16 protein-coding genes are annotated in these 13775 nt (G+C 61.4%); 7 read left to right on the forward strand and 9 right to left on the reverse strand.

The features are described 5' to 3' along the window. Window positions 1-18: 18 nt before the first annotated feature. Entirely contained in the window at window positions 19-1521 is a 1503-nt protein-coding gene (gene amaB, locus TRM7615_RS07615) for an L-piperidine-6-carboxylate dehydrogenase (protein ID WP_108786301.1), read from the forward strand. Continuing rightward, window positions 1511-2785, forward strand: coding sequence for an NAD(P)/FAD-dependent oxidoreductase (locus TRM7615_RS07620; RefSeq protein ID WP_108786302.1), 1275 nt, complete (start codon window positions 1511-1513; stop codon window positions 2783-2785). Before amaB ends, TRM7615_RS07620 begins: the two co-directional genes overlap by 11 nt. Here TRM7615_RS07620 and TRM7615_RS07625 read toward each other — a convergent pair. Next, window positions 2782-3486, reverse strand: a complete 705-nt coding sequence (locus tag TRM7615_RS07625; protein ID WP_108786303.1) for an SDR family oxidoreductase — start codon at window positions 3484-3486, stop codon at window positions 2782-2784. The two genes, TRM7615_RS07620 and TRM7615_RS07625, sit on opposite strands and share 4 nt — an antisense overlap. Window positions 3487-3584: 98 nt before the next feature. Between TRM7615_RS07625 and TRM7615_RS07630 the strand changes: the two genes are divergently transcribed. Further along, the gene (locus TRM7615_RS07630; RefSeq protein ID WP_108786304.1) at window positions 3585-4445 is read left to right on the forward strand and encodes a LysR substrate-binding domain-containing protein; all 861 of its coding nucleotides are present in this window, start codon (window positions 3585-3587) and stop codon (window positions 4443-4445) included. 252 nt (window positions 4446-4697) lie between these two features. Here TRM7615_RS07630 and TRM7615_RS07635 read toward each other — a convergent pair whose 3' ends face one another. From TRM7615_RS07635 to TRM7615_RS07655, 5 genes are read right to left on the reverse strand one after another with little or no spacing between them, the layout of a single operon-like run. Continuing rightward, complete coding sequence (locus TRM7615_RS07635) at window positions 4698-5528, reverse strand: 3-oxoadipate:acetyl-CoA acetyltransferase (RefSeq protein WP_108786305.1); 831 nt, start codon at window positions 5526-5528, stop codon at window positions 4698-4700. 16 nt (window positions 5529-5544) lie between these two features. Next, window positions 5545-6165: a protocatechuate 3,4-dioxygenase subunit alpha gene (gene pcaG / locus TRM7615_RS07640; RefSeq protein WP_108786306.1), complete on the reverse strand. Its 621-nt coding sequence runs from the start codon at window positions 6163-6165 to the stop codon at window positions 5545-5547. Further along, window positions 6165-6893 (reverse strand): protocatechuate 3,4-dioxygenase subunit beta, encoded by a 729-nt coding sequence (gene pcaH / locus TRM7615_RS07645; protein WP_108786307.1) that lies wholly within the window; start codon window positions 6891-6893, stop codon window positions 6165-6167. The genes pcaG and pcaH overlap by 1 nt, the downstream gene beginning before the upstream one ends. Then, window positions 6890-7267 (reverse strand): 4-carboxymuconolactone decarboxylase, encoded by a 378-nt coding sequence (gene pcaC / locus TRM7615_RS07650; RefSeq protein WP_108786308.1) that lies wholly within the window; start codon window positions 7265-7267, stop codon window positions 6890-6892. Before pcaC ends, pcaH begins: the two co-directional genes overlap by 4 nt. Further along, window positions 7264-8088: a TauD/TfdA dioxygenase family protein gene (locus tag TRM7615_RS07655; protein WP_108786309.1), complete on the reverse strand. Its 825-nt coding sequence runs from the start codon at window positions 8086-8088 to the stop codon at window positions 7264-7266. The genes pcaC and TRM7615_RS07655 overlap by 4 nt, the downstream gene beginning before the upstream one ends. Window positions 8089-8265: 177 nt before the next feature. Here TRM7615_RS07655 and queC point away from each other — a divergent pair, with 177 nt between their 5' ends. Genes queC through queF form a run of 4 tightly spaced genes read left to right on the forward strand, consistent with a single transcriptional unit; the run spans window position 8266 to window position 10511 of the window. Beyond that, a complete protein-coding gene (gene queC, locus TRM7615_RS07660; protein ID WP_108786310.1) occupies window positions 8266-8967 on the forward strand; it encodes a 7-cyano-7-deazaguanine synthase QueC in 702 nt (233 codons plus the stop codon). Further along, window positions 8967-9320, forward strand: coding sequence for a 6-carboxytetrahydropterin synthase QueD (gene queD, locus TRM7615_RS07665; RefSeq protein WP_108786491.1), 354 nt, complete (start codon window positions 8967-8969; stop codon window positions 9318-9320). Before queC ends, queD begins: the two co-directional genes overlap by 1 nt. Beyond that, the gene (queE, locus tag TRM7615_RS07670) at window positions 9317-10024 is read left to right on the forward strand and encodes a 7-carboxy-7-deazaguanine synthase QueE (RefSeq protein WP_108786311.1); all 708 of its coding nucleotides are present in this window, start codon (window positions 9317-9319) and stop codon (window positions 10022-10024) included. The genes queD and queE overlap by 4 nt, the downstream gene beginning before the upstream one ends. 22 nt (window positions 10025-10046) lie before the next feature. After that, window positions 10047-10511 carry a preQ(1) synthase gene (gene queF, locus TRM7615_RS07675; protein ID WP_108786312.1) on the forward strand — a complete coding sequence of 155 codons (465 nt, stop codon included), beginning with the start codon at window positions 10047-10049 and terminating at the stop codon, window positions 10509-10511. A 36-nt stretch (window positions 10512-10547) separates the two neighbouring features. Here queF and TRM7615_RS07680 read toward each other — a convergent pair whose 3' ends face one another. Genes TRM7615_RS07680 through TRM7615_RS07690 form a run of 3 tightly spaced genes read right to left on the reverse strand, consistent with a single transcriptional unit; the run spans window position 10548 to window position 13731 of the window. Continuing rightward, on the reverse strand, window positions 10548-10943 hold the full coding sequence (locus tag TRM7615_RS07680; RefSeq protein ID WP_108786313.1) for a RidA family protein: 396 nt from the start codon (window positions 10941-10943) through the stop codon (window positions 10548-10550). A gap of 14 nt (window positions 10944-10957) precedes the next feature. Continuing rightward, window positions 10958-12580: an AMP-binding protein gene (locus tag TRM7615_RS07685; RefSeq protein WP_108786314.1), complete on the reverse strand. Its 1623-nt coding sequence runs from the start codon at window positions 12578-12580 to the stop codon at window positions 10958-10960. A gap of 2 nt (window positions 12581-12582) precedes the next feature. Further along, window positions 12583-13731, reverse strand: coding sequence for an acyl-CoA dehydrogenase family protein (locus TRM7615_RS07690; protein ID WP_108786315.1), 1149 nt, complete (start codon window positions 13729-13731; stop codon window positions 12583-12585). Between the last annotated feature and the right edge of the window lie 44 nt (window positions 13732-13775).

Consider the following 13775-nt stretch of genomic DNA (forward strand, 5'->3'; position numbering starts at 1 on the left):
TTAGAGGAGAGATAAGACATGACCCACACCGATATTTTGACTGCTGCCGGATTGACCGAACTCCAACTGACCGGCGGAACCCTGTCCGTCACTACGCCAATCGACGGCAGCGAGATCGCACAGCTCAAGATGCACAGCGTTGCTGAGGCGCAGGCGCAGATCGCGGCGGCCAATGATGCGTTCCAAGCCTGGCGCAGCGTGCCCGCACCCCGCCGGGGTGAGCTGGTGCGCCTGCTGGGCAACGAGCTGCGCGCGCAGAAAGAGACGCTTGGCCGTCTCGTGACGTTGGAATGCGGCAAGATCTATCAAGAGGGTCTGGGCGAAGTGCAGGAGATGATCGACATCTGCGATTTTGCCGTTGGCCTGTCCCGGCAGCTTTACGGTCTGACCATCGCGTCCGAGCGTCCGGGGCATTCCATGCGCGAGACTTGGCACCCGATGGGGGTTTGCGGTGTGATCACCGCCTTCAACTTTCCCGTGGCGCCCTGGTGCTGGAACGCCGCGCTTGCGCTGGTCTGCGGCGATCCGGTGATCTGGAAACCGTCCGAGAAGACGCCGCTGACGGCACTGGCGGTGCAAAAGATCTGCGACAAGGTGATGGCCGAGTTTGGCGAGGATGCCCCCAAAGGGCTGATCCAGACCCTGATCGGCGAACGTGACCTGGGCCAGACGCTGACCGCATCCAAGGATGTCGCCATCGTCTCGGCCACCGGCTCGGTTCCTATGGGGCGGGCCGTGGCCGGCGATGTGGCGGCGCGTCTTGGGCGGTCGATCCTGGAGCCGGGCGGCAACAACGCGATGATCGTGGCGCCTTCGGCGGATTTGGAAATGGCCCTGCGCGCGATTGTGTTTTCCGCCGTGGGAACGGCCGGGCAGCGCTGCACCACCCTGCGCCGACTGATCGTGCATGCGGATGTCTACGATCAGCTGATCCCGCGCCTGAAGGCGGCTTATGCGTCTTTGCCAATCGGTGATCCGCTGGACGAGGGCGCATTGGTCGGACCGTTGATCGACGCAGATGCGATGATGGCGATGGATCGCGCGCTGGAGCAGGCGAAGGCCGAGGGGGGCACGGTACACGGTGGCAAGCAGGTGTTGACCGACAACCACGGTGCTGCGGCCTATGTGGCACCGGCAATTGTCGAGATGCCCGAGCAATCAGCGATCATGCATCACGAGACGTTCGCGCCGATCCTATATGTTGTACAATACGACGATCTGGATCAGGCGGTTGCGATGCAAAACGCCGTTCCTCAGGGCCTGTCGAGCTGTATCTTTTCGACGGATGTACGCGAGACAGAAACCTTCCTCTCTGCCGTTGGCAGCGACTGCGGCATCGCCAACGTCAACATCGGCCCCTCGGGCGCTGAGATCGGCGGTGCCTTTGGTGGTGAAAAGGAGACCGGTGGCGGTCGCGAGAGTGGATCGGATGCCTGGAAAGGGTATATGCGTCGTCAGACCAACACGGTGAACTACTCACGCGAGCTTCCTCTGGCGCAAGGGATCAAGTTTGACATTTGAAAACGCCCAAAATCTATGGCACCAGACCTGCGCCGAACAGGTCGAGGCCCCTGTTCTGTCAAGTGACGTGACCGTCGATCTTGTGGTGATCGGCGGTGGCTATACCGGGTGCTCGGCGGCGTTGCATGCGGCGCAGATGGGTGCCTCGGTCTGTCTGCTGGAAGCGGAGGAGATCGGTCATGGTGGCTCGGGCCGGAATGTCGGTCTCGCCAATGCGGGGCTTTGGCTGCCGCCTGCCGAGATTCGCAAACATATGGGGGACGGGCCTGGTGACCGTCTGGTGAGCCTGTTGGCTGACGCGCCGCGTTTGGTGTTCGACCTGATCGCGCGTCACGGCATTGCGTGCGAGGCGGTACAGAACGGCACCTTGCATTGCGCCCATTCACCTGCTGGGTTCAAGGATCTGCAGGTGCGCCACACGCAGCTCCAGTCCTCGGGTGCGCCAGTTGATTTGTTGGATGCAGAAGAGACGGCGGCACGCACAGGCTCTGACGCTTTTTATGGGGGGTTGTTTGATCCCCGCGCAGGCACGATCCAGCCCTTGAGCTACGCGCGCGGTCTTGCGCGGGCTGCCGTGCAAGCATGGGCGCAAGTGTATCAAAACAGCCCGGCACTTCGCATTCAGCATGACGGAGATGTTTGGCACGTGGAAACGGCAGGGGGCACCGTGCGGGCAAAGGCGCTGATCCACGCGACCAATGCGTATCACCGTGACCTGGCCTCAAGCGCGCCTGAATATGTCCCCGTACATTATTTTCAGTGCGCCACTGATCCTTTGCCCGAAGCGCTACGCGCCACCATTCTGCCCGGCGGCGAAGGGTGCTGGGACACGGGCCTTATCATGACGTCGTTTCGCATGGACGAAGCCGGGCGGCTGGTGATCGGGGCGATGGGGAATCTGGGGCATGCGGCCAGCGACATTCACCGCGCATGGGTCAGGCGCAAACTGATCGAGCTTTATCCTGAATTGCGGGAGGTGCCGCTTGGTCAAGGCTGGCACGGGCGCATCGCCATGACCTCGGATCATATCCCCAAGATCACCGCGATCGGCCCCAGAGCCTATGCCGTGCATGGCTATTCGGGGCGTGGGATCGGGCCAGGAACGGTCTTTGGCAAGGGTATGGCCGAGGCGCTGATCACAGGCGATGACATGCGGCTGCCGATCCCGGCGATTGACGCTTATCATGAATGGATGACCAGCGCCCGTCAGATATTCTTTGAGACGGGCGCCACGTTGACGCATTTGTTCAAAGCACGCTTTTAGACCGAGCGCGTGATGCCGCCGTCCACCCGGATGTTCTGCCCGGTGATGTATCCACCACCGTCGGAGGCCAGCATGGCAACGACCGAGGCGATCTCGTCATAGCTGCGCCCGTAACGGCCCATCGGGATGCGGGCGCGGAACTCCTCTTTTTCCGGCAGGCTGTCGATAAAGCCGGGCAGCACGTTGTTCATGCGAATGTTTTCGGGCGCGTACTTGTCGGCATAGAGCTTGGTAAAGGCTGCGAGCCCTGCACGAAACACGCCCGAGGTTGGAAACACCGGATCGGGTTCAAAGGCCGCAAAGGTCGAAATGTTGATGATCGCCCCGCCACCCTGGGCTTGCATGATCGGGGTCACTAGGCGGGTGGGGCGAACGGCGTTCATGAAATAGACGTCCATGCCTGTGTGCCAGTCTTCGTCGGTCAGTTCCAGAACCGCCGCGCGGGGGCCGTGACCTGCGGAATTCACCAGAACGTCGACACGGCCCCAATGGGCCATCGCTGCATCAACCAATATCTGCAGATCGTCGTTGGATTGATTTGATCCGGTGACGCCGACGCCGCCCAATTCGGCGGCCAGGGCCTCTCCCTTGCCCGAAGACGACAATATCCCTACCTTGAACCCATCCGCCGCCAAGCGCCGCGCGCTGTCGGCGCCCATGCCGCTGCCACCTGCGGTGACCAATGCAACTTTCTCTGTCATGCTAAATCTCCTTGTTTGTACCTAGGATGGGCATGGACATGGAATTTGACCAATGAGATTACTTGTCTCTATGATGTAGAAAATCTACTGGATATGTCATGTCTAGACTGCCTCCCCTCAACGCGCTGCGGGCCTTTGCTGCTGCGGGCCGACATCTGAATTTTCGACTGGCAGCCGAGGAGTTGGGGGTGACCCAAGGTGCCGTGGCACAGCAGGTTCGCGGGTTGGAGGCGCGCCTTGGGGTGCAGTTATTCGATAGGGTCGCCCGGGGCCTGGAGTTGACGCGGACAGGGCGCGCCTATCTGGCGCCGGTCAGTCGTGCCTTTGCGCTGTTGGAGGAAGCGACCGAAGGTGTCGGGATGCAGTCGCGGACACTGACAATCAGTGTGACACCATCGTTTGCGTCAAGATGGCTGGTGCCGCGCCTGGGGCGATTGACCGATGCGCATCCCGATCTGGATGTACGGGTGGATGCGCGTCCCGGTCTGGCCAATTTTCAGAGCGACGGGATCGATATCGCGGTCCGGCAGGGGACACCGCCCTTTGGTCTGGGGCTAGTGGCCGAGCCGCTTTTTGCGTCCTCGTTCATTGCGGTCTGTAGTCCGAGGTTGAAGGATATTGGGGAGCCTCGAGATTTGCGGCGGCATGTGCTGCTGCATGACAGCCACGGGCTTTGGCCGCTCTATCTGGAACAATTGGGGGTCAGCCCGGGACCCAGGGCGATCAGCTTCAACCAGACGAGCCTGGCCATTGATGCGGCGGTGGCAGGGCAGGGGGTCGCTCTGGCGAATGCGCCCCTGGTGGCGGATGAGATCGAACGCGGAGGGTTGCGGCAGGTGTTCGAGGTTGGATTGAATGCAGATCCTGGTTTCTATGTCGTCGCTCCACGCCACCCCCGCGTTCCCGACCCGGTCAGGCTGATGCGAGCGTGGTTGTTGGCCGAAGCTGCAAGCGGGTGATTAATAAAGGGGAGCGCTCCCGCCCGTCGTCAATTTTTCTGACGAAAAACCTCCTCCCGTTGGGCCGGGCCTCGCTGCGCTCGGTGGGTGCGTCTGGCTGCGACCATAGCTTGCTGTTTTGGACGGAAACGTAGGCCTTAGGCGGAACCGCGCCGGGCTTCGCCCGGCGCTGGGCCCAAGGCCGTTGGCGGTGCCGACGCAGTCGGAATAGCCCGGGCGCGGGAGCACCCCCGATTGCGGCGTGTATCGCTGTCAAATTGTGCGCAAACCCAGGATTTCGCGTGCCTCGGCAGGGGTTGCCACAGGGCGCTCGTATTTCTCGCAGAGTTCGGCCGCGCGAGAAATCAATGCAGCGTTGGATGGGGCCAGCGTCTGGCGGTCCAAGCGCACGTTGTCTTCCAGCCCTGCGCGCGTATGGCCGCCTGCGGCAATCGCCCACTCGTTAACGACGATCTGATTGGGCCCGATCCCGGCGGCACACCATTCAGCACCCGGTGCACGCTCCTGCATCATCTTGACGTAGAAATCGAACACCTCGCGGTCGGCAAACATGGCGTTCTTCACGCCCATCACGAATTGCACGTAGAGCTTGCCATAAAGCCGACCTTCTTCGCTCATCTTGATGGCATGCAGGATGTGGCTCAGGTCAAAGGCTTCGATCTCGGGTGTGATTTCGTATTTGATCATCTCGGACGACAGCCAGTCGATCAGGTCCGGCGCGTTCTCATACACCCGCGTGGGAAAATTGTTCGACCCTACTGAAAGCGATGCCATATCGGGTCGCAGGGGCAGCATGCCACCGCGGTCCTTGCCCGCGCCAGACCGGCCGCCGGTCGAAAACTGAATGATCACGCCGGGACAGTGTTTCTCCAGGCCCTCTTTCAACAGCGCAAAGCGATCGGGGTCGGAGGTCGGTGTTTCATCGTCGTTTCGAACGTGGGCATGGATGATCGAGGCGCCGGCCTCAACCGCGGCATGGCTGCTTTCGACCTGTTCGCTGACAGTCGTGGGCACAGCCGGATTGTCGGCCTTGGTGGGTACCGAGCCGGTGATGGCGCAACACAGGATGCAGGGTTTGGTCATTGGGACGCCTCTGTTGTCAGATGTCAAAGAATACGGTCTCATCCTCGCCCTGGATGCGAATGTCAAAGCGGTAAACCGGGATGCCATCGCGCACCGACCGCGTGGCGATCAGCGTTTGGCGTCGGCGCTGCCATTCGATGGTGTTGATCACCGGGTCGGCGGCGTTGGCGCTTTCCTCGTCGTCGAAATAGAGTCGCGTGTTGAGGCCCAGGTTGATGCCGCGCGCCACGATCCAGAGGTTGATGTGGGGTGCCTGGGTGGCCCCGTTTCGACCCGGTGTCGCACCGGGTTTGATCGTGTCAAAGCCCCATTCGCCGGTCTCGAAATCAGTGATCACGCGGCCCCAGCCGCGAAAATCCTCTTCGACGTCGCCGGGGTGTTCGGGATGGGCGTGGACGCCATGGGCGTTGGCTTGCCAGACCTCAAGCAACACGTCCTTGATGGGCGAGCCAGTGCCGTCGATCACCAGCCCCTCCACCCGGATGCGCTCGCCCTTGGCATTGGGGCCAGCGATGTCGCGGCCAAGTTCCTGGTTGTAGATCTGAAACCCCGCATCGCCGGGTGCCAAGCCAATGTGCACATATGGTCCGGCTGTTTGCGAGGGCGTTTCCTTGAGGTACTCCAGACGCTGTTTCATCAGTTCCCCTCCAACCGGTTTTCGAACAGGGTCGATCGTCGCCCGCGTAGCACGATGTCGAACTTGTAGGCGATCGTGTCGAGCGGGATTGTTGCGTTCATGTCCAACACAGCAATCAACTGCTCGATCGCTGCCGGATCGGGGATGGTGTTCACGATGGGGCATTTGGCGATCAGCGGATCGCCTTCGAAGTAGAGCTGCGTGATCAGCCGTTGCGCAAAGCCCGTGCCGAAGATCGAGAAGTGGATATGCGCGGGCCGCCAGTCGTTGACCCAGTTGCGCCAAGGGTACGCACCAGGTTTCACCGTGCGGAAAAAATAATATCCATTCTCATCCGTCAGCGTCCGACCGCAGCCGCCGAAGTTCGGATCAAGCGCGCCCAGGTAGGTGTCTTTCTTGTGCCGGTACCTGCCGCTGGCATTGGCCTGCCAGATCTCGACCAGTGTATTGGGCACAGGCCGCGCGTTTTCGTCTAGGACCCGCCCGTGCACGATGATCCGTTCGCCGATGGGGCTTTGGCCTGCTTCGGCAAAATTCGACAGCAGATCGTTGTCGATGGGATCGATATCGCCGTGGCCAAATACGGGGCCCGTGATCTCGCTGAGGGTGTTTTCAAGGCTGATGGCAGCATATTGCGGCGACCGGGCCACGGATGTCTTGTAGTCGCGCGCATAGGCGGGCGGATGCCAGCGGCGGTCGCGTTGATAGAATTCGGCGGGTTTCTTCATGTCTCGGCTTCCATCTCGGCATAGGTGGCTTTGGCAAGTTTCAGGGCGTGGTTGGCACGGGGGACGCCAGCGTAGATGGCGACATGCTGGAACGCTTCGATCACGTCTTGCTTGCTGGCGCCGGTGCGGGCAGTGGCGCGGATGTGCATGGGGATTTCGTCAAAGTTGCCTGTCGCCGCCAGCAGAGCCAGAGTCAGCATGGACCGCTCGCGCAGGGAGATCCCGTCGCTCGCCCAGACTGTGCCCCAGGCTCCTTCGGTGATCAGATCCTGAAAGGGTGCGTCCAGATCGGTCTTGGCGGCCTCGGCCCGGTCCACATGCGCGTCGCCCAAGACCTTTCGGCGCACCTCCATCCCCGTGTCGCGGTGGCTCATGCGGGGACCCCACCCAGAACCTGCCCCTGAACCGTGACGCGGTGCATCAGACGGCGCGATCCTTGATAGTCGGCGACGGCATAATGTTGCACCAAACGGTTGTCCCAGATCGCCACGCTTCCGGGTTCCCATCGGAACCGACAGGCAAAGGCGGGTTGGGTGCAATAGTCGTAGAGGTAGTCGAGAAGGGGTTGCGATTCCGCACGGCTCCACCCTTCGAAATGGGTGGTGAAATCGCCGTTCACGTAAAGAGCCTTTTGTCCGGTCTGCGGGTGGCGGATCACGGCCGGATGCAACACGGGCTGGCTGACGCCCTCGTCTGACAGGCGCTCGTCTTGAATGCCCTCGCTGAAAGACGCATCCGAATGCCAGGCGTTCAACCCCTCAAGCGTGAGCTTCAGCCCGTCGGACAGGTGCTCATAGGCGGCGGTTTGCGAGGCAAACAGCGTGTCCCCTCCGAACGGCGGCAGCTCGCGCGCCACCAGAATGGAACACATGGCGGGTGCCGCGTCATAGGAATGATCGGTGTGCCAGGTGCCGCCGATGACCTGGGCGTGATGCGGTTCGGTTCGCACCTCGGCGATTTGCGGATGAGTGGCGACAGGCGTGAAAAACCGGTTCACGTCAATGGTGCCGAACCTTTCGGCCAGAGCGATGTGCCCCTCGTGCGACAGATCCTGATCGCGAAAGAACACGACGCCATGGGCAAACAGCGCATCGCAAACCGTGGCAAACCCGGCATCATCCAGAGTGTTGAGCGACAGGCCCTCAATCTCGGCCCCCACATGGCCCGCGATCGGCCGAACGGAAACTTCGGTCATTTCGATTCCTCCCTAAGTCGACTGTTCCCGAATTCCGCGCGCGGGTCGAGTCGGTCGGTTGAGGTTCGCGGTACTTTGCGGGTCAAAACGAACCATGGTTGCCAATCGTCTCTCTCTTCGCTATGCACCCCGCCGCCGGTCGCAGCCTACCCGGCTATCAAAACAAGGACTGAAAAATTGAAAACCATTGTCATCTGCTCGGGCGGGCTGGATTCCGTTTCGCTTGCGCATTCGATTGCCGCCGAAGGCAATCTCTCACGGCTTGTGTCGTTCGACTATGGCCAGCGCCATCGCAAGGAGCTGGACTATGCCGCAGCCTGTGCCACTCGGTTGGGCGTGCCGCATCACATCATCGATATGCGCACCATCGGGGCGGCGCTGACGGGATCGGCGCTGACGGACGATATCGACGTGCCAGACGGGCACTATGCCGAGGACACAATGAAGGTCACCGTGGTCCCGAACCGCAATGCGATCATGCTGACCATTGCCTATGGGATTGCCGCCGCCAACGGGGACGAGGCCGTGGCAACGGCTGTGCATGGGGGTGATCACTTCATCTATCCTGACTGTCGCCCGGCCTTTACCGAGGCTTTCGATGCCATGCAGCGCGCCGCTTTGGACGGATATGCCGATGTGGCCCTGTCGACGCCGTTTGTGCATCGCTCCAAGGCGGACATCGTGACCGAAGGGGCGCGTGTGGGGACTCCATTCGCGGACACCTGGTCGTGCTACAAGGGCGGCGAACATCATTGTGGTCGCTGTGGCACTTGTGTCGAACGGCGTGAAGCCTTTGATTTGGCAGGTGTCTCAGACCCAACCGTCTACGAAGACCCGGGTTTCTGGCGTACGGCAATTGCGGACAAGGAAGGGGTATGATGTTTCGTATCACCAAAGAGTTCCATTTCTCCGCGTCCCATCAGCTGACCCATTTGCCTGCAGATCACCAATGCCACCGGATGCATGGGCACAATTATATCGTGGTGGTTGAATTGGCCGCGGCTGATCTGAACGCCGACGGGTTTGTGCGCGACTATCACGAGTTGGGGCCGCTTAAGTCCTATATCGATGATACGTTTGATCATCGACACCTGAACGATGTGTTGGACGTGCCCACCACTGCCGAAAACATGGCGCGCCATTTCTATGAATGGTGCAAGGCGCGTTGGCCGGAAACGGCGGCGGTGAAAGTGTCCGAGACACCAAAAACATGGGCCGAGTATCGCCCATGACCCTGCGCATAGCCGAGATTTTTGGACCAACGATCCAGGGCGAGGGCGCCCTGATCGGGGAACCCACGGTGTTCATCCGCGCTGGTGGCTGCGACTACCGGTGCTGCTGGTGCGATTCAATGCATGCGGTCGACAGTGCTTATCGCCATGAATGGGCGCCTCTGTCCGACAGGGCCGTTTGGGATCAGGTGCGTGACCTGTCCGGGGGGCGTCCGCTGACGGTGTCGATTTCCGGCGGCAACCCGGCGATTCAGGACTTCTCCGGTGTGATCGCCATGGGCAAGGCAGAGGGGTATCGCTTAGCCTGCGAAACTCAAGGGTCGATCGCCAAGCCGTGGTTTGCTGATCTGGACACTCTGGTCCTGAGCCCCAAACCCCCATCCAGCGGTGAAACTCCGGATTGGGCGGCGTTTGAAAGCTGCCTGACCGCGGCCAAAGGGTGTCGCAGTATTGTGTTGAAGATCGTGATCTTTGACGATGCGGATTACACTTGGGCACAGCAGGTGGCCGCAAACCACCCGGATCTGCCGCTCTATCTGCAGCCCGGCAATCCCGAGGTTGACCCCAGCCAGCCCGTTGACCTGCAGGTTACAACCGACCGGCTGCTGTGGTTGATCGAAAAAGTCACCGGTGACGGTTGGTTCACCCCACGCGTGCTGCCGCAATTGCACGTGCTGGTTTGGGGCAACAAGCGCGGCGTCTGACCGCAACAATTGGAGAGAGCTGATGACTGACAGCATTTACAGCGATTTGAAGCAACTTGGTGGCGCAACCGTGATGCCGACCAATCCAGACGAGGCAGAACTGGAACGGGTGAAGAACCCGCAGGCGGAGGTGGCGTACAACGTGCGGTTCACTGCGCCCGAGTTCACCTCGCTCTGCCCGATGACAGGCCAGCCGGACTTTGCCCATCTGGTGATCGACTATGTGCCCGGCGAATGGCTGGTGGAAAGCAAATCCATCAAGCTGTTTCTGGGATCGTTCCGCAATCACGGCGCCTTCCACGAGGACTGCACCGTGTCCATCGGGCGGCGTCTGGCCGAGTTCCTGTCGCCGCAGTGGCTGCGGATCGGGGGGTATTGGTATCCGCGTGGGGGTATTCCCATCGACGTGTTCTGGCAGACCGGGCCGATGCCCGAAAGCGTCTGGATCCCGGACCAAGGCGTGCCGCCGTACCGCGGACGTGGGTAAGAACGTGCAGGGCGCATGTGATGCGCCCTGCGTTTCTTAATCAATTACGGCTGTTGCCTCGATCTCGAGCAGTGCGTCATCCTCGACCAGCCCAGCCACCACGACCATCGCCATGGCTGGAAAATGCCGCCCCATGACCTTGCGATAGACCGCGCCGATTTCGCCCTGACGGGCAAGGTATTCCTTTTTGTCGGTCACATACCAGGTCAAGCGCGTGATGTGCTCGGCGCGCCCGCCTGCGGCCTCGACCACGTCCATGATGTTGCGCAGGGTCTGCTCCATCTGACCGATGAAGTCATGCGTTTCAAAGACCTGATCCGCGTTCCAGCCGATCTGCCCCCCGACATACAGGTGCCCGTGCTTGGACAGAACGCCGTTGGCATAGCCTTTGGCCGGGGCCCAGCCTTCGGGTTGGATGATTTGATGGGCCATTGGTGCCCCTCCGTCTAGTGCAGGTCCGAGCGCAGGCGAAAGCGTTGGATCTTGCCGGTTTGTGTTTTGGGCAGGGCGTCGATGAACTTCACACTGCGCGGGTATTTGTAGGGGGCGATGGTGGCTTTGACGTGATCCTGCAGTGTCTTGACCATCAGCGCGTCACCCGTTTCGCCCTCGGTCAGCACGATATGCGCCTCAACGACGTGGCCGCGCGCTTCATCCGGAGCGGCGATCACGCCGCATTCACTGACCGCCGGATGAGACAGCAGCGCGGCCTCAACCTCGGGTCCAGCGATGTTGTAGCCGGATGAAACGATCATGTCGTCGCTGCGGGCGGCAAAGTGCAGATAGCCATCGTCATCCATCACAAAGCTGTCGCCGGTGACGTTCCAGCCGTCTTGCACGTAAACTGCCTGTCGATCGTCCGCCAGATAGCGGCAGCCGGTCGGGCCGCGCACGGCCAGTTTGCCGACTTCACCAGCAGGCAGGGCGTTACCGTCGTCATCCAGGATCCGCACCTCGTAGCCCTTAACAGGCTTACCGGTGCAGGCAGGTCGGTGGTCGTCAAAGCGGTTCGAGATAAAGATATGCAGCATCTCTGTCGCGCCGATCCCGTCGAGCATCGGCTTGCCGGTCTTCTCGATCCAGGCGTCGTAGACAGGGGCAGGGAGGGTTTCCCCGGCCGAGACTGCGGCGCGTAAGGACGAAAGGTCGGCGCCGTCCTCCATCGCTTGCAGCATAAAGCGATAGGCGGTCGGGGCGGTGAAACAGACGGTGGCTTTGTACTGTTCGATGATCTCGACCATGTTGGGTGGGCTTGCCTGTTCGAGCAGCGTCGCCGCCGCCCCGAAACGCAGGGGAAAGACCGCGAGACCGCCCAGGCCAAAGGTGAACGCCAGCGGGGGAGAGCCGATGAAAACGTCATCCTCGGTCACGCCCAAAACCTCTTTGGCGTAGCCGTCGGCAATGATCATCAGGTCGCGGTGGAAATGCATCGTGGCCTTTGGATCGCCCGTGGTGCCAGAGGTAAAGCCCAGAAGCGCGACGTCGTCGCGCCCGGTGTCCACGGCATCAAAGCGCACCGATTTCTCCAGCGCCAGCCGGTCCAACTCGGCGTCGTGGTTTGAAGTGCCGTCAAAACCGACCACCGATTTCAGGAACTGCGAACCCTTGGCGCAGGTCACCAGATCTTCCATCAGCCGTGTGTCGCAAAGCGCATAGGAAATCTCGGCTTTGTCGACAATCGCTGCCAACTCTCCAGCGCGCAGCATGGGCATGGTGTTGACCACCACCGCGCCCGCCTTGGTAGCGGCCAGCCAGCAAGCGACCATGGCGGGGTTGTTGGCTGATCGGATCAGCACCCGGTTGCCGGGTTTCACGCCCAGATCCTCGACCAGCACATGGGCCAGCCGGTTGGTCCAGTCGGAAAGTTCCTTGTAGGTACGCCGCCGTCCGTTGCCGATCAGAGCGGTGTGATCGCCAAAGCCCTTGTCCACCATGGCATCGGTCAGTTCGACGCCAATGTTCATGTGGTCGGGATAATCGAACCCGCCCAGGTGAAACTCGGGCCACATGTCGGGCGCGGGTAGATTGTCCCGTGCAAATGTATCGCTATGGGCTGTTGGTCCCAGCATGATCAGTTCCCTCCCAGAAACGCTCCCATCGTTTGGCGCGCGATCACCACGCGTTGGACGTCCGATGCGCCCTCGTAGATGCGCAAGGCACGAATATCACGGTACAGCTCCTCAACCTTCTGCCCGTGTTTGACGCCATCGCCCCCGTGCAGCTGCACCGCCTTGTCGATGACCTGCTGCGCCTGATCGGTGGAATAGAGCTTGGCCATCGCCGCCTCGCGGCTGACGCGGGCAGCCCCTGAATCCTTGGTCCAGGCGGCGCGATAGACCAGCAAGGCGGCTGCATCCACGTCCATCGCCATATCGGCGATGTGGCCTTGTACCATCTGCAACTCGAACAACGGCGCGCCTTGCACCTGGCGGTCGTTGACCCGCGCCAAAGCCTCGTCCAACGCGCGCCGGGCAAAGCCAAGCGCGGCGGCGGCCACGGTGGTTCGGAACACGTCCAAAGTGGCCATCGCCACCTTGAACCCCTGTCCCGGCGCGCCCAGCAGGGCCGATTTCGGCACGCGGACATCATTGAATCGCAGTGTGGCCAATGGATGCGGTGCGATCACCTGCAGCCGTTCCACCACCTCGAACCCCGGCAAGCCGGCAGGCACCACAAAGGCGCTCAGCCCTTTGGCGCCTGGTCCTTCTCCGGTGCGGGCAAAGAGTGTGTAGACATCCGCAATCCCCCCGTTCGAAATCCAGGTCTTCTCGCCGTTCAGGACATAGCCATCCCCATCCAGCGTCGCGGTCATGGTAGAGTTCGCCACATCCGACCCGGACTGCGGCTCGGTCAGTGCAAAAGCGGAAATCGCCTTGCCTGCGCGGGTGAGCGGCAACCATTCGTCTCGCTGCTCAGGGGTGCCAAAGAGCGAGATCGCCCCGGTGCCAAGGCCCTGCATCGCAAAGGAAAAATCCGCCAGTCCATCATGGCGCGCCAGTGTCTCGCGGATCAACGCGAGCGTGCGCACGTCCAGCACGTCGCCCGCTGTCGGCTGCAACCATCCCGCGGCGCCCAAGTCAGCAACCAGTTTGCGACAGGCCGCGTCGATGTTGGAATGGTCCACCTTCAGATGCTCTGCACACCAAGCATCCAGAGCCTCAGCCAATTCCCGATGACGCTCCTCAAAAAACGGCCACTGCAAAAAGCTCCGATCAGCCATGACGTGGTCCCCTGCTTCTTCTCGTTGCAAGTACGGTCGCCGGA

This window comes from Falsiruegeria mediterranea M17 (assembly GCF_900302455.1).
Taxonomy (GTDB): Bacteria; Pseudomonadota; Alphaproteobacteria; order Rhodobacterales; family Rhodobacteraceae; genus Falsiruegeria; species Falsiruegeria mediterranea.

What these genes read in the sequence shown, in the direction of transcription:
- TRM7615_RS07635 (WP_108786305.1), bottom strand. Translation starts at nt 5,528, where the DNA reads ATGACCAAACCCTGCATCCTGTGTTGCGCCATCACCGGCTCGGTACCC.
- TRM7615_RS07630 (WP_108786304.1), top strand. Translation starts at nt 3,585, where the DNA reads ATGTCTAGACTGCCTCCCCTCAACGCGCTGCGGGCCTTTGCTGCTGCG.
- amaB (WP_108786301.1), top strand. Translation starts at nt 19, where the DNA reads ATGACCCACACCGATATTTTGACTGCTGCCGGATTGACCGAACTCCAA.
- queE (WP_108786311.1), top strand. Translation starts at nt 9,317, where the DNA reads ATGACCCTGCGCATAGCCGAGATTTTTGGACCAACGATCCAGGGCGAG.
- pcaG (WP_108786306.1), bottom strand. Translation starts at nt 6,165, where the DNA reads ATGAAACAGCGTCTGGAGTACCTCAAGGAAACGCCCTCGCAAACAGCC.
- queD (WP_108786491.1), top strand. Translation starts at nt 8,967, where the DNA reads ATGTTTCGTATCACCAAAGAGTTCCATTTCTCCGCGTCCCATCAGCTG.
- pcaH (WP_108786307.1), bottom strand. Translation starts at nt 6,893, where the DNA reads ATGAAGAAACCCGCCGAATTCTATCAACGCGACCGCCGCTGGCATCCG.
- queF (WP_108786312.1), top strand. Translation starts at nt 10,047, where the DNA reads ATGACTGACAGCATTTACAGCGATTTGAAGCAACTTGGTGGCGCAACC.
- TRM7615_RS07655 (WP_108786309.1), bottom strand. Translation starts at nt 8,088, where the DNA reads ATGACCGAAGTTTCCGTTCGGCCGATCGCGGGCCATGTGGGGGCCGAG.
- pcaC (WP_108786308.1), bottom strand. Translation starts at nt 7,267, where the DNA reads ATGAGCCACCGCGACACGGGGATGGAGGTGCGCCGAAAGGTCTTGGGC.
- TRM7615_RS07680 (WP_108786313.1), bottom strand. Translation starts at nt 10,943, where the DNA reads ATGGCCCATCAAATCATCCAACCCGAAGGCTGGGCCCCGGCCAAAGGC.
- TRM7615_RS07685 (WP_108786314.1), bottom strand. Translation starts at nt 12,580, where the DNA reads ATGCTGGGACCAACAGCCCATAGCGATACATTTGCACGGGACAATCTA.
- TRM7615_RS07690 (WP_108786315.1), bottom strand. Translation starts at nt 13,731, where the DNA reads ATGGCTGATCGGAGCTTTTTGCAGTGGCCGTTTTTTGAGGAGCGTCAT.
- TRM7615_RS07625 (WP_108786303.1), bottom strand. Translation starts at nt 3,486, where the DNA reads ATGACAGAGAAAGTTGCATTGGTCACCGCAGGTGGCAGCGGCATGGGC.